General features: G+C 64.1%; 22 protein-coding genes, 1 tRNA gene and 2 riboswitches. Of the genes, 14 read left to right on the top strand and 9 right to left on the bottom strand.

Annotated elements, in window-relative coordinates; all coding sequences use genetic code 11:
* Window positions 1–52: 52 nt before the first annotated feature.
* Entirely contained in the window at window positions 53–382 is a 330-nt protein-coding gene (locus ACPPVR_RS15975) for a DUF6949 family protein (protein WP_426615153.1), read from the bottom strand.
* A gap of 223 nt (window positions 383–605) precedes the next feature.
* Between ACPPVR_RS15975 and ACPPVR_RS15970 the strand changes: the two genes are divergently transcribed.
* Entirely contained in the window at window positions 606–1307 is a 702-nt protein-coding gene (locus ACPPVR_RS15970; protein WP_426615152.1) for a hypothetical protein, read from the top strand.
* 16 nt (window positions 1308–1323) lie between these two features.
* On the opposite strand, the gene ACPPVR_RS15965 is transcribed toward ACPPVR_RS15970, so the two are convergent.
* Both ACPPVR_RS15965 and cysE read right to left on the bottom strand, forming a co-directional pair.
* Window positions 1324–1542 (bottom strand): DUF3126 family protein, encoded by a 219-nt coding sequence (locus ACPPVR_RS15965; RefSeq protein WP_007602550.1) that lies wholly within the window; start codon window positions 1540–1542, stop codon window positions 1324–1326.
* A 133-nt stretch (window positions 1543–1675) separates the two neighbouring features.
* Window positions 1676–2500, bottom strand: a complete 825-nt coding sequence (cysE, locus tag ACPPVR_RS15960; protein ID WP_426615151.1) for a serine O-acetyltransferase — start codon at window positions 2498–2500, stop codon at window positions 1676–1678.
* A gap of 278 nt (window positions 2501–2778) precedes the next feature.
* Here cysE and ACPPVR_RS15955 point away from each other — a divergent pair, with 278 nt between their 5' ends.
* On the top strand, window positions 2779–4155 hold the full coding sequence (locus tag ACPPVR_RS15955; RefSeq protein WP_426616118.1) for a hypothetical protein: 1377 nt from the start codon (window positions 2779–2781) through the stop codon (window positions 4153–4155).
* Here the strand turns inward: ACPPVR_RS15955 and ACPPVR_RS15950 are convergent.
* Complete coding sequence (locus tag ACPPVR_RS15950; RefSeq protein WP_426615150.1) at window positions 4141–4896, bottom strand: alpha/beta fold hydrolase; 756 nt, start codon at window positions 4894–4896, stop codon at window positions 4141–4143. The genes ACPPVR_RS15955 and ACPPVR_RS15950 overlap by 15 nt on opposite strands.
* A 37-nt stretch (window positions 4897–4933) precedes the next feature.
* On the bottom strand, window positions 4934–6070 hold the full coding sequence (locus ACPPVR_RS15945; protein ID WP_426615149.1) for a hypothetical protein: 1137 nt from the start codon (window positions 6068–6070) through the stop codon (window positions 4934–4936).
* Window positions 6071–6389: 319 nt separating this feature from the next.
* Here ACPPVR_RS15945 and ACPPVR_RS15940 point away from each other — a divergent pair, with 319 nt between their 5' ends.
* Both ACPPVR_RS15940 and ACPPVR_RS15935 read left to right on the top strand, forming a co-directional pair.
* Window positions 6390–6635: a zinc-finger domain-containing protein gene (locus ACPPVR_RS15940; protein WP_007602543.1), complete on the top strand. Its 246-nt coding sequence runs from the start codon at window positions 6390–6392 to the stop codon at window positions 6633–6635.
* Window positions 6636–6652: 17 nt separating this feature from the next.
* A complete protein-coding gene (locus ACPPVR_RS15935) occupies window positions 6653–7855 on the top strand; it encodes an FAD-dependent monooxygenase (RefSeq protein ID WP_426615148.1) in 1203 nt (400 codons plus the stop codon).
* 13 nt (window positions 7856–7868) lie between these two features.
* Here ACPPVR_RS15935 and ACPPVR_RS15930 read toward each other — a convergent pair whose 3' ends face one another.
* Window positions 7869–8294, bottom strand: coding sequence for a twin-arginine translocation pathway signal (locus ACPPVR_RS15930; RefSeq protein WP_426615147.1), 426 nt, complete (start codon window positions 8292–8294; stop codon window positions 7869–7871).
* Window positions 8295–8468: 174 nt separating this feature from the next.
* On the opposite strand from ACPPVR_RS15930, the gene ACPPVR_RS15925 reads away from it, so the two are divergent.
* From ACPPVR_RS15925 to ACPPVR_RS15910, 4 genes are all read left to right on the top strand, one after another.
* Window positions 8469–8557 (top strand) — tRNA-Leu (locus ACPPVR_RS15925).
* Window positions 8558–8840: 283 nt separating this feature from the next.
* Entirely contained in the window at window positions 8841–9845 is a 1005-nt protein-coding gene (locus tag ACPPVR_RS15920) for a hypothetical protein (RefSeq protein WP_426615146.1), read from the top strand.
* Window positions 9846–10028: 183 nt separating this feature from the next.
* Window positions 10029–10400: a hypothetical protein gene (locus ACPPVR_RS15915; RefSeq protein WP_426615145.1), complete on the top strand. Its 372-nt coding sequence runs from the start codon at window positions 10029–10031 to the stop codon at window positions 10398–10400.
* A gap of 127 nt (window positions 10401–10527) precedes the next feature.
* A complete protein-coding gene (locus ACPPVR_RS15910; RefSeq protein WP_426615144.1) occupies window positions 10528–11778 on the top strand; it encodes a multidrug effflux MFS transporter in 1251 nt (416 codons plus the stop codon).
* 204 nt (window positions 11779–11982) lie between these two features.
* Here the strand turns inward: ACPPVR_RS15910 and ACPPVR_RS15905 are convergent, their stop codons facing one another.
* The 3 genes from ACPPVR_RS15905 to ACPPVR_RS15895 form a co-directional block, all read right to left on the bottom strand.
* Window positions 11983–13581 (bottom strand): glycosyltransferase family 39 protein, encoded by a 1599-nt coding sequence (locus tag ACPPVR_RS15905; RefSeq protein WP_426615143.1) that lies wholly within the window; start codon window positions 13579–13581, stop codon window positions 11983–11985.
* Window positions 13582–13828: 247 nt separating this feature from the next.
* The gene (locus ACPPVR_RS15900; RefSeq protein ID WP_426615142.1) at window positions 13829–15436 is read right to left on the bottom strand and encodes an ABC transporter substrate-binding protein; all 1608 of its coding nucleotides are present in this window, start codon (window positions 15434–15436) and stop codon (window positions 13829–13831) included.
* A gap of 98 nt (window positions 15437–15534) precedes the next feature.
* Window positions 15535–17145 carry an ABC transporter substrate-binding protein gene (locus ACPPVR_RS15895; RefSeq protein WP_426615141.1) on the bottom strand — a complete coding sequence of 537 codons (1611 nt, stop codon included), beginning with the start codon at window positions 17143–17145 and terminating at the stop codon, window positions 15535–15537.
* 271 nt (window positions 17146–17416) lie between these two features.
* Here ACPPVR_RS15895 and ACPPVR_RS15890 point away from each other — a divergent pair, with 271 nt between their 5' ends.
* From ACPPVR_RS15890 to ACPPVR_RS15865, 6 genes are all read left to right on the top strand, one after another.
* Window positions 17417–18547, top strand: a complete 1131-nt coding sequence (locus tag ACPPVR_RS15890; protein ID WP_426615140.1) for a M20/M25/M40 family metallo-hydrolase — start codon at window positions 17417–17419, stop codon at window positions 18545–18547.
* 95 nt (window positions 18548–18642) lie between these two features.
* Window positions 18643–18747: riboswitch (glycine riboswitch) on the top strand.
* A gap of 3 nt (window positions 18748–18750) precedes the next feature.
* Window positions 18751–18862: riboswitch (glycine riboswitch) on the top strand.
* Window positions 18863–18930: 68 nt separating this feature from the next.
* Window positions 18931–20232 carry a D-amino acid dehydrogenase gene (locus tag ACPPVR_RS15885; protein ID WP_426615139.1) on the top strand — a complete coding sequence of 434 codons (1302 nt, stop codon included), beginning with the start codon at window positions 18931–18933 and terminating at the stop codon, window positions 20230–20232.
* A gap of 182 nt (window positions 20233–20414) precedes the next feature.
* A complete protein-coding gene (locus ACPPVR_RS15880) occupies window positions 20415–21356 on the top strand; it encodes an ABC transporter permease (protein ID WP_426615138.1) in 942 nt (313 codons plus the stop codon).
* 19 nt (window positions 21357–21375) lie between these two features.
* A complete protein-coding gene (locus ACPPVR_RS15875; protein WP_426615137.1) occupies window positions 21376–22263 on the top strand; it encodes an ABC transporter permease in 888 nt (295 codons plus the stop codon).
* Window positions 22263–23912, top strand: a complete 1650-nt coding sequence (locus ACPPVR_RS15870; RefSeq protein ID WP_426615136.1) for an ABC transporter ATP-binding protein — start codon at window positions 22263–22265, stop codon at window positions 23910–23912. The genes ACPPVR_RS15875 and ACPPVR_RS15870 overlap by 1 nt, the downstream gene beginning before the upstream one ends.
* Window positions 23913–24125: 213 nt before the next feature.
* A complete protein-coding gene (locus tag ACPPVR_RS15865) occupies window positions 24126–25631 on the top strand; it encodes a M81 family metallopeptidase (RefSeq protein ID WP_426615135.1) in 1506 nt (501 codons plus the stop codon).
* The last annotated feature ends 8 nt before the right edge of the window (window positions 25632–25639 follow it).

Raw genomic sequence — 25639 nt, 5'->3', positions numbered from 1 at the left:
ATAGCGAAACGGCGGCCCTCACGCAAAGGGCTGTACAGCCGGGAAGGCGAGCTCAGGCCAGGACGCCGGCCGCGCGCAGCGTCATCATGAAGAAGGTGCCGCTCATCATGCTCCAGAAGCCGGCGATGACGGTTGCCATCATCACGAATTCAAAGCGGCGGCTTTCCACCCGCATCCCGCGCAGCGTGTTGCGCATGATGATGAAGGGCGCAGCGAACACCAGGAACGGCACCGCCGCGAACGTCCGCGGAGCCACGCCCTCCTGCAACAGCCCGAAACCGGCGGGCCGTTGCGACAACGCCTGGTATCCATTTGCGAGCGCGCCCGCGAGCGCGAAGCCGATGCAGATCGAGAAGAACATATTGAAAGCTTCAGGTGTCATCGGAACAGTCCGCCCTTACGCAACGCCGGTGCCCTCCTGTGACAAAAAGTGCCGGTTAACGCTACATTATCCTTAAGCGAGGGTTAACGGCGCCGCCCGGCCAGCGCAGGGCCCTCTCCCATTTCCGGTAGCCGGGAACCTTCCGCGAGATCGTCGCCGCGTGGCATATTCGCCGTTGATTCGTCGGCCCATCGGCCGACGTCAGGCTCACTTGCGCGACGTCATGACGGTGTTTTCGGCAACCTCTCCTCGCTCCAGGACGCGCCCGCGGGCGCATTTCGTCCCGTTCGTGCTCGGTGGCGTGTTCGCGGCCGGCGCGATCGCGCTGGTTGCCTATTTGTTGTGGCCGACCTGGAGCACGGGCGGCGCGAACGACCCGGACAAGCTGCCGGTGAGCGTCGGCGGCACGCTGTTCAACCTGCCGACATCAGCGATCCGGATGAAGATCCAGCGGCACTCCGGACCGCAGGAGCGCATCGACCTCGATTTCCTCTATCCCTCGCTGGAGCCGCCGAGCACGCCAAAGCACGTCACCGCCGACGACGTGGAAGCGGCGATGCAGCCGATCGACCGCATCTTCCTGTCGATCGCGGCGCATCACGATGCGCTGGCCCCCGAACAGCGAGCAGCCACGATCTATCCGCGCTACCTCGACCAGGCCGCGACGACACCGGAGGACGGGCTGACGATGCGGATGTTCCGAGCCGACACGCCCTATGGCAACGAGGACTTTTATTCTGCTGCGAGCCCCGCGCTCACCGCGCGCTGCACGCGCGATGCGGCCACCCCGGGCATGTGCCTGTCGGAGCGCCGCGTCGACTGCGCCGACCTCACCTTCCGCTTTCCGCGGAGCTGGTTATCGCAGTGGCGCGACGTCGCGGAGGCGATGGACAAGCTGACGGGGCAACTGCGCGGGCCGAGGTGATAGACGGCGTTGAAAACTATTCCTGGTCGACGAGATCGTCTTCGAGGATCGCCATCTGGAACTGGAACGAGCGATCATCATCCTCGTCGTCGACGAACAGCACACCGATGAACTCCTCGCCGATATAGACTTCGGCGGAATCATCCTTCTTCGGCCGCGGCACGACGCGAATCTTGGGATTGCCGAACACGCGCTTCAAATACGCGTCGAGCTTTCTGACTTCTTTGACGTCCACGGCAAGTCTCCAATCGAAATCTGGTTGGCGGGGTTTTAGGACGAGACGCGACGAACCGCCAGCATGAATTGCCAAAGAATTTGGGGACGAAAAAGGCTGGAAAATCAGGCCCTCTTCGAAGTCGAAGACCGTATCAAAGTCCCGTCGCGTTGATCATCTGGTCCATGGTGCGCGACGGCTCGGCGCAGCCGGCCTCGCCGACGATCTTGGCGGGCACGCCGGCGACAGTGACGTTATGCGGCACCGGCTTCACCACGACCGAGCCGGCGGCGATGCGCGCGCAATGGCCGATCTCGATGTTGCCGAGGATTTTTGCACCGGCACCGATCAAAACGCCGTGGCGGATCTTGGGATGACGGTCCTCATTCTCCTTGCCGGTGCCACCGAGCGTGACGCCATGCAGGATCGAAACATCGTCCTCGATCACCGCCGTCTCACCGCAGACGAAACCGGTGGCATGGTCGAGGAAGACGCCGCGGCCGATGCGCGCGGCGGGATTGATGTCGGTCTGGAACACCGCAGACGCGCGGCTCTGGAGGTAGTACGCGAAATCCTTGCGGCCCTTCAGCAAGAGCCAGTGCGCGAGGCGATGGGTCTGGAGCGCGTGAAAGCCCTTGAAGTAGAGCAAGGGATCGATGAAGCGCGACGTCGCGGGATCGCGGTCATAAACGGCAACCAGATCGGCGCGGAAGGCATTGCCGAGGTCGGGATCGGCGCGCAACGCTTCGTCATAGGTCTGGCGCACCAGATCGCCCGACAGCGCGGAATGATCGAGCCGGTCGGCGAGACGGTGGATCACCGAATCTTCGAGGCGGCTGTGATGCAGCACCGTCGAATAGATGAAGGTCGCAAGCTCCGGCTCGCGGTGGACGATATCCTCTGCTTCGCCCCGGATCCGGTCCCAGATCGGATCGAGCGAAGCGAGCTTACCTCCCGGATTGACCTGATGCACTGCCATGGGATCTGCTCTTTCGAATTGGCTCGTTTGGCTGGCTCTATAGCACAGTCTAGGCGACAAAGTCCCGACGGGCTTGCCTGAGAGTGAACAGCACCTTGCCCCGCGAAAGCCTGCCAACACGTTGAATCACAACAATTTCTTTTGACGCCCCCCAGGCGGCAAGGTCGGCTCAAAATGGTCAGGGTTTTGCCAAATTCAAGCCGGGCGCCGTCAAACTATTGGTGAATTTCGTCTCAACCGCTATTGCGGGCATGGTCGCGAGCGACGACGGAGCGGATTTGACCATCACCACCGATAGTTTACGCGCGCGCGCCGCGGGCTCGTTCTGGCTGCGGCTCGCCGCGGTGGCGCTGCCCGTGCTGATGATCTCGCCGGCGTTCTGGAACGGCTACCCCCTGCTTCAATGGGATACCGGCGGCTATCTGGCGCGCTGGTACGAAGGCTATCTCGTGCCGAGCCGCTCCACCGTGTTCGGCCTCTATCTGCATTACGGTGAGGGCTTCGGCTTCTGGATCAACCTTGCCGTCCAGTCGCTCGCAACGCTGTGGCTGCTGCAGCTCACCCTGCGCGTGCTCGGCCTGATGCAGACGTTCCGCTTCGTCGCGATCAGCTTGCTCCTGATCCTCTCGACCGCCCTGCCCTGGCTCGCCAGCATGCTGCTCACCGACATCTTTGCGGGACTGTCGGTGCTGTCGCTGTTTCTCCTGATCGTCGGAGGCAACCGGATCTCGGGGATCGAGAAAGCCTCGCTGTTCGTCTTCACCGCCTTTGCCGCCGCGACCCATAGCGCCACGCTCGGCGTGCTGCTTGGGCTCTGCGCCGTCGGCTGGATGATGCGGCCGTTGCTGGGGACCCGCCTGCCGATTGCCGGATTGGCGCAGGCGAGCCTGACCATCGTCGCGGGCGGCCTGATGCTGGTCTCGGCGAACCATGCGCTGTCGGGCAAATGGGCCTGGACGCCGGGCGGCACCGGCGTCGCCTTCGGCCGCATGATGCAGGACGGCATCGTCGCGCGCTATCTCAACGATCGCTGCCCACGCGAGAGCTTCAAGCTCTGTCCCTATCGCAATGAACTGCCGGCGACCGCCGACGAGTTCCTGTGGGGCACGAGCATGTTCAACACGCTCGGCCGGTTCGAGGGCATGAACGACGAGATGAGCTACATCGTCGTGCATTCGCTCGCGGATTATCCGGCCTGGCAGGCTGAGGCGGCCCTGAGCGCGATGGGGCAGCAATTGCTGCATGTCGCGACCGGCGAAGGCACCAGCGGCTGGGTTCCGCACACCTATGGCATCATCGAGCGCTACATCCCGGCGCAGGTGGCGCCGATGCGCGAGGCACGGCAGCAGAACTGGGGCATCGACTTCGAATATTTCAACTGGCTGCACGTGCCCGTCGCATTGGTCTCGATGCTGGGGTTGCTCGGGCTGCTCGGACACGCGCTGGCATATCGCCGGCTGGATGATCTGACACTGCTGGCCGTAACGGTGACGCTGGCGCTGCTCGGCAATGCCTTCATCTGCGGTATCATCTCGGGCCCACACGACCGCTACGGCGCGCGGATGGTGTGGGTTGCGACCTTCGTGGTGCTGATGGCGCTGGCGCGCGCCTTCGATGACGACGAGGCTGCGGACGAAGCCTCAGCCGCGGCGTGACAGGAAATCCAGAACGCCGGTCTTGTAGACCTTGTCGCCGACTGCGCGCATGTGATCGCGGCCGGGAATGTCGAGCACTTCCGAGCCGGGGATGATCGCGCCGAGTGCGCTGGCTGAGCCTGCAACGTCGTCGGTAGAGCCGACCGCGATCAGCACGGGTATATCGATCCGCGCGGCCTCCTGCTTCGTCATGAGCTCTCGCGTGCCGCGCAGGCAGGCGGCAAGCGCCTTGCGGTCGGAGCGGGTCTGATCGGCGAACGCGCGAAAGGTGCGGCCCACGGGATCGGTGACATCGTCGAGCGCGGGCGCCTCCAGCGCCTTCGCGACGTTCTCGCCGGGTCCGCTGCCCTCGATGAGGCCGCCGATGCCGATGCCGCCGAGGATCGCCGAGCGCAGGCGCTGCGGCTCGTTGAGGCCGAGCCAGGCCGTCATCCGGCCGCCCATCGAATAGCCCATGATGTCGGCCTGCGGGATCGCAAGATGGTCCATCAGCGCGAGCACGTCGCCGGCCATTGTCGGGATGGAGTATTGCGCGGGCTCGTAGAGTTTTGCGCTTTCGCCATGGCCGCGATTGTCGAGCGCAATCACGCGGCGGCCGTTCTTGCGCAGCTCGGAGACCCAGGTCGGATAGACCCAGTTCACGTTCTTGCTGGACGCAAAGCCGTGCACCAGGATGATCGGATCGCCCTCGCCTTCGTCGAGATAGGCAATTTCAACGACTCCATTGTGAAAGCTCGGCATCACATATTCCGCGGTCTTGTGGGGGAAGAGATTGATCTTAGGCGGTAAGGGCCGCATCCGCCAGAGCGGCGTCGGCAGCGATTTGCGCCCGGCGCAGCCGGCGCGCACGCCTGCGATCGCACCAGGCTTGCGTCAGACGCTCGGTCATCGCCTTGATCGAGAACAGCAGACCAAACAGCGTCAGGGCCGCGCCGAACAGCCACAGCGCGAGATCGAATGCGCCGCCGATGAGCAGCAGCGCGCCACGGCCCAAAACCTTCATGATCGCACGGGTCTTGCCGCCCTGTGCTTCCGCAAGGCGTGCTGCACGCGCGACGTCTTTCGGGCCCTCGGCGATACGCAGCGTGTCCATGGCGCCGCGCGTGCCGGTCTTTTCGGCAACCCGCGTGACGTCCTTGCCGAGGCGAACCAGCGCACCGGCCTTCTCGGCGCGGAACGCGGCCTTGATCGCGCCGACAGTCTCGCCCGGGCGTAACACCGACCCCGAGGCAACCGCGTTCTGGAGCATTGGCGTATCGACAACCTCGCGCGCGGAGCGGCCGGCCCATGCGGCGAGTCCCTCGCCGAGCCGCCCGACTTTGCGGGCATCCTTCACCAGCGTCAGCCCGGCGCGCACCGGCGCGGCACCGCCAACCGACACGTAGGTTGCAGCCGTCACCGCAAGGCCCGCGGCCGCAAGGCCCAGCACCAGGCGATCGGTGTCCTCGCCCATGGCGAGATGCTTGCCCTCGCGGACGACGTCGCGGACGTCGCCGATCACGAAGAGATCGCCGGCCACAGTCCCTGACAGGCTCGCGACATCGTCGGCACTGCCGGTGACGAGCCCGGTGGCGAAGCGCTTTGCGAAATGCGAGGTGGAGCTCTCTTCCTTGACCGCATCGCTGACGCGGCTCAGCAGATCGTCGGGCAGCGCGATGTTGCGGTCGCGCGCGAGCGCGACAAAACTGTCAGCGAGATCTGCGTCACCCGCCGCGAGCGCGGCCTCGATATTGTCCTGAACCAAGCGGTCGTTTTGCCGCAGAACCGCATCGAGCCTGAGCTCGGACAGGGCCGCCGGATCGTCCTGGGCGGTCAGAATCGCGCCGGCCTCGCGGGCTTGCGGCGCTACCTGCGCGAGCATGAAGCTGCATGCCGCAATCCCGGTCAACGCTGTGCTGATTCGCAGCCACTTCATGCTGAAAGCCTGGACATCCTCAGGTCATTTGCGCAGGGTCATTTGCGATCGACGTTTCGTCTTTTGCCGCAATTGCGGGCGTCCATAGACATAGTATGCCAAAATTGCGACACAACGTCCCCGACGAAAGAAGGGCTTCTCTCAGGCCGCAAGATTGTGTCGAATTTGCATGAGCAAATGAGCATGGGGCAATGCGGGCCTTTCGGTTCCGCCGGACTAGCAATCATCTGAACCCGCCAGTATGGTCCGCGGCGCCTTAAAGATGCCGCGTCAGTTGTTGATTGTGTCTGCCGCCATTGCCACTCCAGGATGAGTTACGATGTCCGACCATGTCGTCCCGCACTTCCACAACGATGCCGGTGTCCCCGTCATCGAGATCGGCTCGCAAGAGTTCATGTGCGTGGGCGCCAACCCTCCGTTCGACCATCCGCACGTCTTCCTCGACCTCGGCAACGACAACGAGATCATCTGCCCCTATTGCTCGACGCTGTACCGCTTCGCCGCTGATCTGAAGGCTGGCGAAGCCCGTCCGCCGGAATGCGTCCTGAAGGACAAGGTGGCCTGAGCTCCCCTCGGTCAGGGGTGGCGCTCTCTCGAACGATTGTCATCGCCGGCGCCGGAATCGGAGGACTGACGGCTGCGCTCGCGCTGGCCGCCCGCGGTTTTCGCATCGTCGTGCTGGAAAAAGCCGAGCGGCTCGAGGAAGTCGGCGCCGGCCTGCAGCTCTCCCCGAATGCCAGCCGCGTGCTGGTCGAACTCGGCCTGACGGAGCGGCTCAGGCTGCGCGCGGTCGTCCCGGAGGCGGTCTCGATCATGAGCGCGCGCGCCGGCGGCGAATTGCTGCGCATGCCGCTCCGCGACGCCGCGTCAGCGCGCGCCGGCGCTCCCTATTGGGTCGTGCACCGCGCCGACCTGCAAGCGGCACTCGCCGGCGCGGTTTCCGACCATCCCGATATCGATTTGAAACTCGGCGCGACATTCGAAGATGTCGCGCCCCACGCCAAGGGGCTGACGGTCGTCCATCGCAGCGGCACGATCCGCCGCAGCGATCTCGCCAGCGCGCTGATCGGCGCCGACGGCATCTGGTCGACGGTACGCCAGCATCTGTTTCCCGAGGTACAGCCGCGCTTCTCGGGCTTGATTGCCTGGCGCGGCACCCTCGATGCCACGCAACTACCGAAGGACTACACCGCGCGGCGGGTGCAGCTCTGGATGGGCAACAATGCCCATCTCGTCGCGTACCCGATCGCCGGCGGGCGCCTGATCAACGTGGTGGCAGTGCTGCCGGGCACCTGGAACAGGCCGGGCTGGAGCACGCCGGGCGATCCGTTCGAGGTGATGGACGCCTTCGCCGCGCCGCGCTGGCCGCCGCCGGCCCGGATGATGCTGGCCACCGTCGACACCTGGCGCAAATGGGCGCTGTTCGGCGTGCCCGAGGGCTGCCCCTGGTGCGATGGCCAGGTCGCGCTGCTTGGCGACGCCGTGCATGCGATGCTGCCGTTCGCAGCCCAGGGCGCCGGCATGGCGATCGAGGATGCCGCCGTGCTCGCCCGGCATTTGAGCCTCGAGGCCGCCGAAAGCGCGGCCGGCGTTGCGGCGGCGCTGAAGCAATATGGCCGGGCACGTCAGGCCCGTGTCAGCCAGGTGCAGCGGACCGCGCGGCAGCAGGGCCGCATCTATCATCTCGGCGGGCCGCTCGCGCTCGCGCGCGATCTTGCGATCCGCGCGCTCGGGCCGGAACGCATGCTGGCGCGCCAGGATTGGATCTACCGCTGGCGCCCCTGAGGCGCACGCCGGCTCAGCGAACGGCGCTGCCGGATTTCGGGGCGGGCTTGATGTCCGGCCGCTGTGGAGCGGAGGCCGACGGTGCCGCACCGGGCGGCGTTTCCCGGCACTTGTTGCGGCGCCAGGCGTCTTCGGCAAGCTGCGCCGAGCCGCGCACCGCGACGTAGTCGTTGCGATAGGCGAGTTCGGACACGACGGCGCCGCCTGTCCCGGTCTCTGCCTTGTCCATCAGCTTCTGCAAGTCTGCGGTGCGGGCGGCGAGCGCCTTGCGCTCGCCCTCGAGCTGCTTGCAATCATACAATTCGTATTTGGCGGGATCGGCAAAGGCCGGAGCGACCGTCTCGCTCATGCCGGCGCAGCCGGACAGCGCGACGCCGGCCGCGAGCAGCGCGGCAGCCGCGCAACACGCGCGCAGGGAAAAGGAAAACGAAGCAGCCATGCCGGTTGAATAGTCCCCGTGGATTGAGAATGCCTAAAGCAGGGCCGGATGTCCGGATTGAGGCTTTGCCTTGTGCGGCCGGCTCGCTTAAGGAAGAACCACCCTGTCAGGCCCGCGAACGCGCCAATTCCAAACGGCCGGACAGGACTTAAGTGTTTGATCTCGTTGGATCAAGCGGGCATGGCGGAATTGGTAGACGCAAGGGACTTAAAATCCCTCGGTGCGCAAGCGCTGTGCCGGTTCGACCCCGGCTGCCCGCACCATTTGAACTGAGGGCGCGAACTGTGCCCACAGCATGATCCAGAAGCAGGCGAGCGCGACCGCGATCTGGGCAAAGCCGCCCTCGATCGTATTCCCGGTGATCGAGACGAGCGTCGGAGCGGCAACGCCGATGGTTAGTACGGCGGCAAGGGCTGCGGCCGGAAGATCGACGATGAGGATTGCGGCGTAGACCGCCAGTTCGAAGAACGCATATTCCTTGAGGCGCGGCGAGCAGAGATAAAGTCCGTACATCGCGAGGACGCTCACGCGCATCGCTGCGTGCGGATGATCGATCAGCCAGCGGTCGAGGCGCCGCAGCAACGATCCCTCATAATTGCGGATCACGCGCAGCAGCGACCAGCCGAGCGGCGCGAGCACGAACGCAGTCGCCGACAACGCGTAGATGGCGAGCACGAGCAGCTTGCTGTCGGCAAGTCCAACGCGATCCACGACACTTTGCGCCAGCAGCAGCAGCGACGGATTGGTTTCCTCGAGTTGGACCGAATGCTGGTCGGGGATCCCTCCTGTGATCGCAAGCAGCCAGCTCGAGAACAGGTTTGGATAGAAGACGATCGAGACCAGGATCGGAAGCGCAAAGCTAAGGCCCGCCGCGATAATCAAGACGAGTTTCCGCCGGCGCGGCAGCGGCAGGAAATAGAGCGCGGCCAGCACCGGGCAGAACACCAGCTTGAACGACATCACAAGGCCGAGCAGTGCGGCCCCTGCGATACGAGGGGCGTCTGTTCGATCATCGTGCGGCGCCGGCGCGACGGGACGCAGCAAGAGCGCAAGTGCGGCGGCCGTCAGGAAGCCGCCCAGGATTGCAAAATTGCCCGAGGCCAACACCCATTCGAATCCAACGAACGCGCCGAGCACGCAGAGCACCCTGAGCCCGACGTCGCGCAAACTGCGTGGCCGGCCGAGACCGGGCAAAAGCAGACCGCAGAGCAAGGCGAGGACGAGAAAGACGCCTCGGTGATGACCGACGAGAAAGCCACCCGCGCACAGCGGACGGAACACATCCAGCGTCGCCGGCAGATAGGGATAGGAGAGCTTGGTGCCCTTCAGATTCTTGACGAAGTAGGGATCGAGCCCATCGGCATGTGCATCGACCGCCGCGCAATTGACGCGAACATCCCAGCCGTAATTCACATCGAGCGCGGAATCGTTGGCGAGATTGCCGAGCACCAAAAACGTCACCAGCGCGATCAGGCAGGCGAGCCAAATGTTACGCCTCGTCGGCATCCCGGCCGACGGACCCAACCATTGTGCTGTACCGGTGATGTCTGACACCGCGACTACCTTATTCGCCTGGGTTCCATCGACGCCTACAAGGCGCCCGTCAGGCCACAGTGGACAGGATGCGTTGCGGATTCATCTCCCCGATGTGCCGTCCCCGATCTTATGGTGAATCCCTGGTTTCCAACCCGCGAAACCATTGCGGCGAGGGACCAGCCGACGCTGGAGCTTTACATGCGCTGGTTCGCGGAAACCGAGGGCACGGTGGCGGACAAGGTCCGCGGTCTCTTCACCAGGCTCGGAAAGTCCGTGGATACGCCGCGATGGCGCGGCTGTGGCTTCCGGCGCACGACCGCCGAGCTCGCCAACGCGCCGGCGCATCCGGCGGTCAAGGCCGGCGCGGCCCACAAGAAGCGATTTGAGGCGTGGCTCGAAACGGAGTTACAGCAGCAAGGCGTTCCCAGCGCGACAACGCTCGCCCGCCAGCTCCTGATCCTGCTCGACGGCGCCACGACCGTGATGCTGATCCATCGCGATCTCGCCTATGCGGAGACGGCGGGGCAATTGGCGCTCGACCTCGTCAAGCAAGCGCGAAAGACAGACTGAAGCTGCGACGGTGGCCTCCTGACCAACACATATCCACCGTCAGCCTGCCTGCCAGCCATCCCAAAACATGGGTTGTGCATCGCAGCATGGACGATAGATAAAGCCTCCGAAATCAGAGGTGAGCTGCTTGTCCGACGTCAATGCCGACGACTGGGTGTCCTCAGGACACCGTCCGATGGGTTTTCCCGAATTCGTTGTCGTGATCGCGTCCATCATGGCGCTGAATCCGCTCGCGATGGACATGATGCTGCCGGCGCTGCCCAATATCGGGGCGGCCTTCAACATTCCCAACGCCAACCATCTCCAGCTCGTGCTGTCGACCTTCCTGATCGGCTTCGGCGCGGGCCAGTTCGTCATGGGTCCGTTGTCCGACCGGTTCGGGCGACGGCCGGTCTTGCTCGGCGGCATGGCGGTCTATGCGGTCGCGAGCGTGCTCGCGGTCGCAGCGCCCTCGTTCGAGACGCTGCTGCTTGCGCGCGCCCTTCAGGGACTTGGCACCTCGGCGACGCGCGTGATCGCGACCTCGATCGTGCGCGACTGCTATGTCGGCCGCCGCATGGCGAGCGTGATGTCGCTCGCGATGATGGTGTTCATCGCGGTGCCGGTGATCGCGCCCTCGTTCGGACAAGCGGTACTGCTGGTCACGCAATGGCGCGGCATCTTCGTCGTGCTGATGCTCTACGGACTGCTCGCGTTGGCATGGAGCGTCTGGCGGCTGCCGGAGACGCTGCCCGAGTCGGAGCGCAGGTCGCTCGCGCCCGCCGACGTGCTCTCAGCCTTCCGCCAAACCGTCACCAACCGCCAGACCATCGGCTACGCGACTGCGGCTGGCAGCGTGATGGGCGCGCTGTTCGCATATGTGTTCTCGGCCCAGCAAGTCTTTACCGGCATCTATCACCTCGGCCATTATTTCCCGCTCGCCTTCGCCGCGATCGCGGCCGGCACCGCCATTGCCGGCTTCCTCAATGCCAGGTTCGTCGGAACCCTCGGCATGCGCGTGATCTCGCACGGCGCGCTGACGCTCTACACCGCGGTGGCCGGCGTGATGCTGCTGACCGAATGCCTCGGCATGCTGCCGCTTGCCTTGTTCATGGTGCTCTCCGCCCTGATGATGTTCTCGTTCGGCATGATGGTCGCGAACTTCACCGCGCTCGCCATGGAGCCACAGGGTCACATCGCCGGCACCGCGTCCTCGCTCTACGGTTCGATCACGACGCTGATCGGCATCGTCGTCGGCATGGCGATCGGACAAAGCTTCGATGGCACGCTGATGCCGTTCTCGGTCGGTTTCTTCCTGTCGACGCTCGCAGCACTTGCGATCGTGCTGGTGGTGGAGAAGGGACGGCTGTTCAAGCCGCATCATCGCGCCATCGTGTGAGGAACTTCGTGGATCTCTCGATGTTGTCCTGCAGCAATTCGAAAGGCCGCCTTAATGGAACCGGACCGCAACGATACCGATCACGCGTCGGAACCGACTGAGGCGCAGCGTGCGGCTCCTGTCGTAAGGCAGCCCGCGTTCATCCCGCCCTTCGCGAGCGAAGGGCTCGAACGGGTGCGCGACAGCCACTGCTGAGAGAAGCGCCTACTTCGGACTGCGCTTGCTGGCGCTGAAATCCTGCGCGGCAGTTTCGGGCGAGACATCGCTGTTCGCGCGCGGCGGCACCATCAGGACGACCACATCCCGTTTCAGGCCGGGCTTGCCCCACAGCGATGCCTGCACCGTGAATTCCTGCCTGACGAAATGTCCGGTCTGCGACGCCACCCATTCCATCCAGCGACCACAATCGTCCTGGCCGCGGAAGCAGAGCGCTGCCCAGCCGCGATCGAGCGTCGTCTTGCGCGGTAGTCCCCACTCGTATTGATACGCGAAGGGCCGTGCATAATGCGGATGATCAGGGCTGTAGAAGGCCGTGGCGAAAGCCAGTGAATCGTCGCCACTGATTCTGCTGAGCGGCTCGCCGGTCAATTCGTGCCATTGCCGGGTGACCTCGTTCGCCGCTTGCGCGTAAAAATTCCGCCCCTCTTCATAACCGTTGATGTTGCGGTAGACGGCATGGATCGGCGCAACGACCAGGACGGCGGCGAGTGCGACACCGGCGGCGATGACCGCGAGATTGACGGTGTAGAAGCGCTCGATCGGATAACGGGTGCCGCAAACGATGAGCACGACGAACAGGAACAATCCCTGCAAGGCCCATAGCGAAGGCAGGTCCGTTCCCATCGCAAGCGACGTCAGAACCGGCAGCACGATCGTGCCGATCGCGACATAGAAAAGAAGCCGCAGGTTCGGGCTCATCGCGGCGAAGTCGGCCGAAAACTGTTTGAGTCGCGTTCCTGCGATCAAGACCCAGATGACGGCCGATACGCTCATGGCCGCGACAAGTCCCAGCAGGAAATTCTTCACTTCCCCGAGCGAGCTGATGGCGTTGCCGTTGGCGTGGTTCAGCGCATAGGTGAAGGTCGACGCGCCCGTGGTGGCGAGCCAGTAGAGGTGCGGCGACAACACCGCGAGCCCGCTGACGACGGAGATCCAGGGCGAAGCAGAGGTGAAATAGGCGCGTCGCGCCGGGTGCGCGAGCGCTGCAAATGCAAAGCTCGCGACCAGAAAGACCGAATAATATTTACCGACCATTGCGAGCGCTGTCGTGCAGCCGACGGCGACCGCCCAGAATGCACTGCGGGTCGCGAACGCGCGCAGGAAACACCAGGTGGCGAGCGGCCAGATCGCGAGCAGCACGGCATTGGCGTTGAAGCGCTGGGCGTGAAATTGATAGGCCGGTGTCAGCATCAGGAGCAGCAGGACCATGATGCGCTTGTGCCCGGTCACGAACTGCCGCGAGACCAGGTCGACGAAGAACAACGCAAGCCCCGCATTCGCCATCGCCATCAATTGCAGCGACCAGTCGCTGAGCGGGAAGACGGCGGTCCAGGCCGCGGCAATCCAGCCCATCAGCGACGGATGCTTGTGATAGCCCCAGGCGAAATGGCGCCCCAGCGTCCAGGCCTCGAGCGTATCGGGATGCAGCCCGCCGCCAGCGTAGGCGACCGCCAGATAGAGTGTCCAGACCGCGACGAAGCCAACCAGCAGCAGCGGCACAGCCCAGCCCGCCTCCACAGCGTCGAGCCAACGCAGCAACGGTCGGCGCCAGCGCGACGGCGCGCGATCCGACCGTTCGGCCATCGCCTGAAATGCAAAATCGATCGGCACGTGATTCAAATTGACGGAGGGAAAGCAAGTAATGTCCGAAGACGAACCATCTATTTCAGATTGGAAACAAATAGCAACAATTGCAAACTGGAAGAGCTAAAAGCTCCAATGCCTTGTGAAACGAGGTCCGCAAAAGACGACGGCGCCGCTGATGACAGTGGCGCCGCGTGATGATTGGACGAAAGGTGCAGGACGCACCCTCCTCTGAGTCGGTCTTGGCTTACTCCGACTTGTCGATGTTCCAGAACACCGGCGTCGCCGGGCCGTCGATCACGCCGGATATCGATTTCCGCCATGCGCTTGGCGCCTGATACTGGCCGAGCGGGACGTAGAGCACCTGGTCATAGGCCTCCTTCTGGATCTCGGTCGCGATCTTCTTCTGATCATCAAGCGAGGCCGCGCGAACGAAGGCGTCCTTGAGCTGCTCGACCTTGGCGTCCTCCGCCCAGCCGAACCAGCCACCCTTCTTGCCCTGCCCGCCGACCGCGATGTTGGAGATCGGGTTGACCACGTCGGCGCTGACCCAGTTTGTAATGAACATGTTCCAGCCACCCTCCTTCGGGGGCTTTTGGCTGGCACGCCGGCTCACCACCGTCTGCCAGTCAGTCGCCTGCAAGTCGACCTTGAAGCCGGCTTCGCGCAGTTGCTGGGCCACCACGATCGGTTGGGCCTTCAGCGTCAGAACGTCGCCCGGTGCCATGAGCACGACGGGTGTCCCGTCGTAACCGGACTCGGCGAGCGCCTTCTTGGCCGCAGCGATGTCGCCGCCCTTCGCGAGGGTCTCGCCGCCAATCTCTGTCGCGAACGGCGTGTCGCAGATGAAGATCGCGGCGCAAGCCTTGTAGAATTTGGGATTGCCGATTAGGGCATCCAGCACGTCCTTCTGGTTGACCGCCAGCAGTGCTGCGCGTCGAACCTTGACGTTATCGAACGGCGGGTGGAGGAAGTTCATCCGCGCGCCCGTCTGGAATCCGAACTTGTTCAGGGTCTCGAGTTTGAGCTCCTTGTCGGCTTCGATGGTGGGCAACATTTCGAAGGCGGGATTTTCCATGAAATCGATGTCGCCCGACTGCAGCGCGTTCAACGCCGTCTGCGCGTCCGGCATCGTAATCCATTCGACGCGATCGACCTTCACCACCTTGCCGCCGGAGGTCCAGCTCGCCGGTTCCTTGCGCGGCATGTAGTCGGTGTTCTTGGCGTAGACCGACTTCACTCCGGGCTGGAATTCATTCTGCACGAACTTGAAGGGGCCGGAGCCGATCTGCTCGGGGATCTGCTTGTCCGCGGGCGTCTCGGCGAGACGCTTCGGCATCATGAAAGCGACCCGCGAGGACGGCTTGCCGATCGATTCCAGCACGAGCGCGTACGGCTCCTTCAGCTTCAGCGTGATGGTCTTGGGGTCGGTCGCCTCGATGCTCGCGGTGAACAGCATCATCTGCTGCCCCATGCTATCGACTGTGGCCCATCGCTTCAGGGAGGCAACGCAATCTTCCGCGGTGACCGGCGTCCCGTCATGCCACTTCAGACCATCGCGCAGCGTGAAGGCGTAGGTCAGCTTGTCGTCGGAGATCTTCCAGTCCGCCATCTGCGGCTGGATCTTGAAGTTCGAATCCGTCGCGATCAGCGTGTCGTAGACCATGTAGCCATGATCACGCGCGATATAGGCGCTGGTGAAGATCGGATCGAGGATGCGTAGATCCGAATGCATCACGGCGGTAATGGTCTTACCCGCGGCAAGAACTGGCGAGGCCAGTGCCGAAAGCGCCACGACCAAAAGCGCAAGTGTGGAGGCGAACGCCCGACGCCCTCGGCGCATGGGTTGGAACATTGAAGTTCTCCTGGCGAGTTCTCCTGGCGAGCGGCGCCGCCGATGACAGCGGCGCCGCGTGATGGTCGGGACAGAAGGCGCGCTGACGCGCCGCTGCCTCACTCCGACTTGTCGATGTTCCAGAACACCGGCGTCGCCGGGCCGTCGAGCACGCCGGACAGCGACTTCCGCCACGCGCTCGGCGCCAGATACTGGCCGAGCGGCACGTAGATCACCTGGTCATAGGCCTCCTTCTGGATCTCGGTCGCGATCTTCTTTTGATCGTCGAGCGAGGCGGCGCGGACGAAGTCGTCCTTGAGCTTCTCGATCTTGGCGTCTTCCGCCCAGCCGAACCAGCCGCCCTTCTTGCCCTGGCCGCCAATCGAGAGATTGGAGATCGGGTTGGACACGTCGGCGCTGACCCAGTTGGTGAAGAACATATTCCAGCCGCCCTCCTTCGGGGGCTTCTGGCTGGCGCGACGGCTCACCACCGTCTGCCAGTCGGTCGCCTGCGCGTCGACCTTGAAGCCGGCTTCGCGGAGCAGCTGCACCGCGACCGTCGGCTGCGCCTTCAGCGTCACGACGTCACCGGGCACCATGACCACGACGGGCGTGCCGTCATACCCGGACTCGGCGAGCGCCTTCTTGGCTTCCGCCATGCCGTTGCCCTTGACCAGCGATTCGGAACCGACATCGGTTGCGAACGGGGTGTCGCAGATGAAGAAGGCGCCGCAGATCTTGTAGTATTTGGGATTGCCGACGAGCGCGTCGAGCACGTCCTTCTGGTTCATTGCCAGGAAGGCGGCACGGCGGATCTTCGGATTGTCGAAGGGCGGATAGAGGAAGTTCATGCGCCCGAGCGTCTGGTAGCCGAACTTGTTCAGCGTCTCGACCTTGAGGTCGGGATTGCCTTCAAGCACCGGCAGCAGATCCCACGGCGGCACTTCCATGAAGTCGATGTCGCCCGATTGCAGCGCGTTCACCGCGGTCTGCGAGTCCGGCATGGTGATCCACTCAACGCGGTCGACCTTCACGATCTTGGCGCCGGCGGTCCAGCTCGTCGGCTCCTTGCGCGGCACGTAATCGGTGTTCTTGACGTAAACCGCCTTCACGCCGGGCTGGAATTCACCCTGCACGAACTTGAAGGGGCCGGAGCCAATCTGCTCGGGAATCTGCTTGTCCGGCGGGGTTTCGGCCAGACGCTTCGGCATCATGAAGGGCACGCGCGAAGAGGGCTTGCCGATCGAGTCCAGCACGAGGCCGTAGGGCTCCTTCAGTTTCAGCGTGATGGTCTTGGCGTCGGTCGCCTCGATGCTGGCCGTGAAGGTCATCATCTGCTGACCCATGCCGTCGACGGCAGCCCAGCGCTTCAGCGAGGCGACGCAGTCTTCCGCCGTCACCGGTGCGCCGTCGTGCCACTTGAGCCCGTCGCGCAGCGTGAAGGTGTAGGTGAGCTTGTCATCGGAGACCTTCCAGTCCGCCATCTGCGGCTGGATCTTGAAGTTCGCGTCCGTCGTGATCAGCGTGTCGTAGACCATGTAGCCGTGGTCGCGCGTGATGTAGGCGGTCGTGAAGATCGGATCGATGATGCGGAGATCGGAATGCATCACCGCGGTGATGGTCTTGCCGGCCGCAAGCACTGGCGAGGCCAGCGCGGTCGAAAGCGCTAGGACCGACAGCGCAAGTTTGGAGGCGAACGCGCGACGCCCCCGGCGCATCAAGTGGAACATATAAAGTTTCTCCTGACGTGAAATTGTTCAAAGGCAGGTTATTGGTTGAGCATCCGGTTCGTTCTTTAGGCGAACTAACCTTTTGCAATGCCTTTATCTTTTCGAGACTTGCAGACAGCCTTGAGCGCGTCAATCCAGTTTCGGTGCAGCCCAAGGCGGCGCGCGCACGGGCTCCACAAGGATCGGTTTAGCTTTACAACGCTGTTCCGCTTGTCCTGCCCTTCGCGGATGCAATGCGCGTTCCATCTTTCAAAGCTTGAGAGACTTCCCGATGAATCCAGCCAATCTTCCCTTTGATTCCGAGACCATGCTCGAGGGCCTGCGCAACTGGGTGGAATGCGAAAGCCCGACCTGGGACGCAGGCGCGGTCAACCGTATGCTCGATATCGCAGCGCGGGACATGGCGATCATGGGTGCGACGATCGAGCGCATCGGCGGCCGGCAAGGCTTTGGCGGCGTCATCCGCGCCCGCTTTCCGCATCCGAAGCAGGGCGAGCCAGGTATCCTGATCGCCGGTCACATGGATACCGTCCACCCGGTCGGCACCATCGAGAAGCTGAAATGGCGGCGCGAGGGCAACAGATGCTACGGCCCCGGCATCTACGACATGAAGGGCGGCAACTATCTCTCGCTGGAAGCGATCCGGCAGCTGGCCCGCGCCTCCTTCACCACGCCGCTGCCGATCACCGTGCTGTTCACGCCGGACGAGGAAGTCGGCACCCCCTCGACGCGCGACATCATTGAGGCCGAGGCCGCGCGCAACAAATACGTGCTGGTGCCGGAGCCCGGCCGCGCCGACAACGGCGTCACCACCGGACGTTACGCCATCGCTCGTTTCAATCTCGAGGCGACGGGCCGGCCGAGCCACGCCGGTGCGATGCTGTCGGCGGGTCGCTCGGCGATCCGCGAGATGGCGCGGCAAATCCTTGCGATCGACGCGATGACGACGGAGGACTGCACCTTCTCGGTCGGTGTCGTGCATGGCGGCCAATGGGTCAATTGCGTCGCCACGACCGCAACTGGCGAGGCGCTGTCGATGGCCAAGCGCCAGGCCGATCTCGACCGCGGCGTGGAGCGGATGCTGGCGCTGTCGGGTACCGCCAATGACGTCTCCTTCAAAGTAACGCGCGGCGTGACCCGGCCGGTGTGGGAACCGGATGCCGGCACCATGGCGCTCTATGAAAAGGCGCGCGGCATCGCCAAGTCGCTCGGCGCCGAGCTGCCGCATGCAAGCTCGGGCGGCGGCTCCGACGGCAATTTCACCGGCGCAATGGGCATCCCGACGCTCGATGGCCTCGGCGTGCGCGGCGGCAACGGCCACACACTTGAGGAGTTCATCGAGGTCGAGAGCCTTGTCGAACGCGGCCGGCTGATGGCGGGGCTGCTGGCGACGCTGGCGTAAATTGAATCAACTTCGCACTGCACAATGCGTTAGCAGTCGCGGTTGAAATTTAGCCTTGTCCAAAAATGAGGCGCATCGTACTGCTCGATGGTCCACGCGACGATGCGGGAGAGATCGCGACGAAGGCTTCTAGCTTTCGTTGCGGCGCCGACGGAGCAACCGCCCCGGAAACTCTCAGGCAAAAGGACTGTATCGTCAGGACGATCTGGAGAGAGGCGGCACGATCTTGGGATCGTGACGTCCACCGAAGGGGATAGTCCGCACAGACCTTGTCGGGTTCGTGCCGGATCAAGCTCTCAGGTAACCGTGACAGATGGGGCGCCGCCAACGGCCTTGTGGCCGGCGGTTAGCCGACTCTAACTCACGGGAGCCCCGCACCTGACATGACCCATATTGCCATCATCGGCGCCGGTATCACCGGCGTAACGACCGCCTATGCCCTGCTCGAACGCGGCTACAAGGTGACGGTGCTCGACAAGCACCGCTACGCCGCGATGGAGACCTCCTTCGCCAATGGCGGACAGCTTTCCGCCAGCAATGCCGAAGTGTGGAACAGCGCCGCGACGATCCTCAAAGGCCTGCGCTGGATGTTCCGGCGCGACGCGCCGCTGCTGATGAACCCACGGCCGAACTGGCACAAATATTCGTGGATGGGCGAGTTCGTCGCCAACATCGGCAACTACCGCGCCAACACGATTCAAACCACGCGGCTTGCCATCGAAGCCCGCAAGCATCTTTTCGAGATCGCGACGCGCGAAGGCATCGACTTCGATCTCGAACGCCGCGGCATTCTCCACATCTATCACGACAAGAAGGGTTTCGAATCCGGCCTGCGCGTCAACGCGCTGTTGAAGGAGGGCGGCCTCGATCGGCGTCCGGTGACGCCGGAGGAAATTCGCACGATCGAGCCGACGCTGCGCAAGGCGTACTACGGCGGCTTCTACACGCCGTCGGATGCGACCGGCGATATCCACAAGTTCACGCGCGGGCTTGCAGACGCCTGCAAGCGGCGCGGCGCGACCTTCATCCACGAAGCCAACATCGATTCGATCGCCCGCGCCGGCAGCGGCTTTGTCCTCGGCTGGGCTGACCTTGCCGCAAACGATGCTGTCGCATCCGCGCGCGGCATGCTCAAGGTCGACGGCGTCGTGGTCTGCGCCGGCGTTGCGAGCCGTCACTTCGCCGCCCTGCTCGACGAACGCGTCAATGTCTATCCGGTGAAGGGCTACTCTATCACCGTGCAGCTCGACTCGGCCGAGAGCCGCAACGCGACGCCAACCGTCAGCCTGCTGGATGAGGCCGCCAAGATCGTCACCAGCCGGCTCGGCGCCGATCGCTTCCGCGTCGCCGGTACCGCCGAATTCAACGACTTCAACCGCGACATCCGCGCCGACCGCGTGCAGCCGCTGGTCGATTGGGTGCGCAGCAACTTCCCCGCCGTCGAGACGTCGCGGGTCGTGCCCTGGGCCGGGCTGCGCCCGATGATGCCGAACATGATGCCGGTGGTACGCGCAGGGCGGATGCCCGGCGTGTTCTTCAACACCGGCCATGGCCATCTCGGCTGGACCTTGTCGGCCGCGACCGCGCAGATGATTGCCGGGACCATCGACAGCTGGCGCGGGCTCAATGCGCCGCCGACCGTCCCCTTACTTGCGGTTGAGCGCGAGATGCGTCGTGCATCTTGAGTGGTCGAACACCGATGCGAGGCGGCCCCTTGCGGCTGCCCTGCCCTTGGCACACAATTTGCCCCGAAGGGGCAGCATCTCCGGCCGGCTTTTCCAGCCCGAATGACAGGCGCGCATGATAGACACGATAGCAACAACGGGCTCCCTGGAGCCCCACAAGTTCCGCAGCCGGAGATAGGTGCATGCTAGGTTATCTCATTCGCCGCGTGCTGGCCGCGGTGCCCGTGATGGGCGTGGTGGCGCTGTTCGTCTTCCTGCTGCTGCGGCTGACGCCGGGCGATCCCGCCGCGATCCTCGCCGGCGACAATGCCACGCCGGAACGGCTCGAGCGCATCCGCGAGTCGCTCGGCCTCAACGAGCCGCTGATCGTGCAGTTCATCACCTGGGTGGGCAAACTGCTGCACGGCGATCTCGGCACGTCGCTCATCTCCAATTTGCCGGTCATGAAGATGATCGGCCAACGCGTCGAGCCGTCGATCTCGATCGCACTGTCGACCATCATCCTCGCCGTCATCGTCGCCGTTCCCCTGGGCGTCATCGCGGCGTGGAAGCACGGCACCTGGATCGACCGTTTCGTGATGGGGCTCTCCGTGCTCGGCTTCTCGGTGCCGGTGTTCGTGATCGGCTACGTCCTGATCGAGGTCTTTGCGATCGATCTGCGCTGGGTGCCGGTGCAGGGCTTCAAGAGCATCAGCTCGGGCTTCGGGCCATTCTTCGAACGGATCATCCTGCCGACCTGTGCGCTCTCGTTCATCTACGTCGCGTTGATCGCACGCATGACGCGTGCGGCGATGCTCGACGTGCTCGGCGAGGATTATGTCCGCACCGCGCGCGCCAAGGGCATCAACGAGGTCGCTGTCATGATGCGGCATGCGCTGCGCAACGCCGCCGTGCCCGTGATCACCGTGATCGGCACCGGCTTTGCGCTGCTGATCTCCGGCGTCGTCGTCACCGAGAGCGTGTTCAATATCCCCGGCATCGGCCGCCTCACCGTGGACGCGGTGCTGGCGCGCGACTATCCGGTGATCCAGGCGATGATTTTGCTGACATCGCTGATCTACGTCGTCGTCAATCTTCTCATCGACGTCGCCTACACCCTGCTCGATCCCCGGATCCGGTACTGAGGCAAGGACAAGGACAAACATGTCGGTCGATACCCTTCCCCAGTCGTCCATTCCGATCACGTCGCCGCTGCGGCCACGTTTCGGCTTCCTCACCTCGACGCCGATCATCGCCACGGCAACCGTGTTGCTCGCGCTGATCGTGCTGATCTCGATCCTGGCGCCGCTGATCGCGCCGCATGATCCGATCCAGCTCGCGCCGTCGCAGCGGCTCAAGCCCTCTTCGGCGCAATTCCTGCTCGGCACCGACGCCTATGGCCGTGACCTCTTGTCGCGCGTCATCTATGGCGGCCGCGTCTCGCTGCTGATCGGCATCGGCTCGGCGATCATGTCGATCGTCATCGGGCTTGCGATCGGCCTCGTCTCCGGCTTCTTCAAGCTGGTCGATTCCGTCATGATGCGCATCATGGACGGCCTGATGGCGATGCCGAGCATCCTGCTCGCGATCGCCGTGGTGTCGCTGTCCGGCGCCAGCATCTGGACCGTGCTGATTGCGATCACCATTCCCGAAATCCCGCGCGTGGCGCGCCTGGTGCGCTCGGTCGTACTGTCAGCGCGCGAAGAGCCCTATGTCGAGGCCGCGATCTCCGTCGGCTCATCGCTACCAAAGATCATGTGGCGCCATTTGATGCCGAACACGATCGCGCCGCTGATCGTTCAGGGCACCTATGTCTGCGCCTCGGCGATCCTCACCGAGGCCATCCTGTCCTTCCTCGGCGCCGGCATTTCGCCGGAGACGCCGACCTGGGGCAACATCATGGCCGAGGGCCGCCAGTATTTTCAGCTCAAGCCGACGCTGATCTTTTGGCCGGGCCTGCTGCTCTCGATCGCCATCCTCAGCATCAATCTGATCGGCGACGCCGCCCGCGACGCTCTCGATCCGCGCATGAAGCAGCGGGAGGGCAAGTGATGACCAACCCAGTCCTCGACATCAACAACCTCGTCGTCTCCATCGGCAAGAAGCCGAAGGGCGCCAACATCATCGACGGCATCTCGATCCAGGTGCACCAGGGCGAGACGCTCTGCCTCGTCGGCGAAAGCGGCTCGGGCAAATCAGTGACCTCGCTGACCACGATGGGCCTGCTGCCGAAGGGCACGCTGGTTCCGACCGGCGGTAGCGTCAAGCTCGTCGGCGAGGAGATCCTCACCGCGACCGACCGGCGCCTGCGCCAGCTCCGCGCGACGCAGATGGCGATGATTTTCCAGGAGCCGATGACGGCGCTCAATCCCGTCGTGCCGGTCGGCCGCCAGATCGACGAAGTGTTGCGCGCCCATACCAATCTCGACGCGAAGGCGCGGAAGAAGCGTATCCTCGACATGATGGAGCAGGTTCGCCTGCCCCAGGTCGAGCGCATCTTCGCCTCCTACCCGCACCGCCTCTCCGGCGGCCAGCGCCAGCGCATCATGATCGCGATGGCGCTGGTGCTCGAACCGAAGCTCCTGATCGCCGACGAGCCGACCACCGCGCTCGACGTCACCACGCAGAAGCAGATCCTGACCCTGATCCGCGACCTTCAGCGCGATCACGGCACTGCCGTGCTGTTCATCACCCACGACATGGGCGTGGTGGCCGAGATCGCCGATCGTGTTGCGGTGATGCGGCAGGGCCGCCTCGTCGAGACCGGCACGCTGGATTCCATCCTGCGCAGCCCGACCATGGAGTACACCCGCAACCTGCTCTCGGCTGTGCCGAGCCTGGTGCCGCGTGCTCCGCGTGAGGAGAGCAAGGAACCGGTGGTGCTGGAGGCCAACGAGCTCGGCAAGGTCTATAAGGAGCGCGCGTTCTTCGGCAAAGGCCGCGAGGTCGTCGCCGCCGACAAAGTCACGCTGACGCTGCGCAAGGGCCGCACGCTCGGCATCGTCGGCGAAAGCGGCTCGGGCAAGTCGACGGTGGCGCGCTGCATAGTCCGCCTGATCGATCCGACCTCCGGCGGCGTGCGCCTGGCTGGCCGCGAGATCTCCGACATCTCACGCCGCCTGCTGCAGCCGCACCGGCAAAAGATCCAGATCGTGTTCCAGGACCCCTACCGCTCGCTCAACCCGCGCGTCACCGTCGGCGAGAGCATCGCGGAAGGCCCGATCAACTATGGCGTCTCGCACGCCAACGCCATGAAGCGCGCCCGCGAGCTGCTCGAACTCGTCGGCCTCCCGGCCGACGCCGTGACGCGCTATCCGCACCAGTTCTCCGGTGGCCAACGCCAGCGCATCGCGATTGCACGCGCGCTCGCACTCGATCCGGACGTGCTGGTCGCGGACGAAGCCGTCTCCGCGCTCGACGTCTCCGTGCAGGCGCAGGTGCTGGAACTGCTCGACGAAATCCAGAAGCGTCTCGGCATCGCCATCCTGTTCATCACCCACGATCTGCGCGTCGCCGCCCAGATCTGCGACGAGGTCGTGGTGATGCAGCACGGCCGCGTCGTCGAACAGGGCCCGGCCGCCGAAGTGCTGACGCATCCAAAGGAGGCCTACACAAGGGCCTTGCTCGAGGCAGCGCCAGGCCGCGGCTGGGATTTTGCGAACTTCCGGCCGGTGTCTGAGGGTGTGGCTGCGAGCGCCTAGGTCTATCCCTCGTCATTGCGAGCGTAGCGAAGCAATCCAGAATCCCTCTGCGGATAAAAGTCTGGATTGCTTCGCTGCGCTCGCAATGACGGTGATTGCTGGAAGCATTCCCAAAACAGCTTGACCCCATGCGCTTTCGAATTGCTTCCCACCTTGCTCTCGCCGCAAGGGCAAGGCTAACGTCGCGCACTTTCAATCGCTGGACTTGAATTGATGACACGTATCGCCGTCGGCGGCTTCCTGCACGAGACCAACACCTTCGCTCCGACGAAGGCGACCTTTGCGGACTTCCAGCATGGCGGCGGTTGGCCTGCGATGACGCAAGGTACCGACGTGCTGAAGATGATGCGGCGCATCAATGTCGGCGTGGCCGGTTTCGTCGACAGCGCCGAAGCCAATGGCTGGGAACTGATTCCAACGATTGCCTGCGGCGCAAGCCCGTCGGCGCACGTCACCAGGGATGCTTTCGAGCGCATCGTGAAGGTGATGGTCGATGGCATCGCAGCTGCCGGCCCTCTCGATGCCGTCTATCTCGATTTGCACGGCGCCATGGTGACCGAGCATCTCGACGACGGCGAAGGCGAGATTTTGGCGCGCGTGCGCCGCGTCATCGGGAAGGATGTCCCGCTGGTCACGAGCCTCGACCTGCACGCCAATGTCACGCCCGCGATGATGGAACATGCGGACGCGCTGATCGCCTACCGCACTTATCCGCATGTCGACATGGCTGAGACCGGCCGCGCCTCCGCAAGGCACCTCGCGCTGCTGCTGAAGACGAAACAGCGCTTCTCAAAAGCGTTCCGGCAATTGCCGTTCCTGATCCCGATCAGCTGGCAGTGCACCAACGACCAGCCGACCAAGGGCATCTATGAGAAGCTTGCTGCGCTGGAGAACGACGCGGTACCGACGCTCTCTTTCGCGCCCGGCTTCCCTGCCGCGGACTTCCGCGATTGCGGGCCGAGCGTGTTCGCCTATGGCAAGACGCAGGCTGACGCCGATCGCGCGGCGGATGCCATCGTCAAACTGATCGAAAGCCACGAGGACGATTTCGACGGCAAGATCTGGTCGCCCGATGACGGCGTGCGCCATGCGATGGAACTTTCGAAGAACGCGAGCAAGCCGATCATCATCGCCGACACCCAGGACAATCCGGGCGCCGGCGGCGATTCCGACACCACCGGCATGCTCCGTGCGCTGGTGCGCAACAAGGCCAGCGCCGCGACCGGCGCGATCTACGATCCGGAGTCGGCAAAAGCAGCGCATGCGGCCGGCGTCGGCGCCACCGTAACGCTGTCGCTCGGCGGCAAGTCCGGCATTCCCGGCGACGAGCCCTATCGCGAGACCTTCGTCGTCGAAAAGCTCTCCGACGGCCGCTTCATCGCGCCCGGCCCTTACTATGGCGGCCGCGAGATGGAGATGGGCCCCTCGGCCTGCATTCGGATCGGCGACGTCCGCGTCGTCGTCTCCTCGCACAAAGCGCAGCTCGCCGATCAGGCGATGTATCGCTATGTCGGCATCGAGCCGACCACGCAGAAGATTTTGGTCAACAAGAGCTCAGTGCACTTCCGCGCCGATTTCGAGCCAATCGCTGAGAAGCTGATGATCTGCGCCGCGCCCGGCGCAATGCCGGCCGACACCGCTTCGCTGCCCTGGACGCGCTTGCGGCCGGGCATCCGCATCAAGCCGAACGGCCCCGTTTTCACGCCCCCTTCACGCTAACTGGACAG

This window comes from Bradyrhizobium sp. McL0616 (genome assembly GCF_049993385.1).
GTDB lineage: Bacteria > Pseudomonadota > Alphaproteobacteria > Rhizobiales > Xanthobacteraceae > Bradyrhizobium.
Note: the sequence above shows the minus strand (reverse complement) of the source record. Positions and strands in the feature narration are given on the sequence as shown.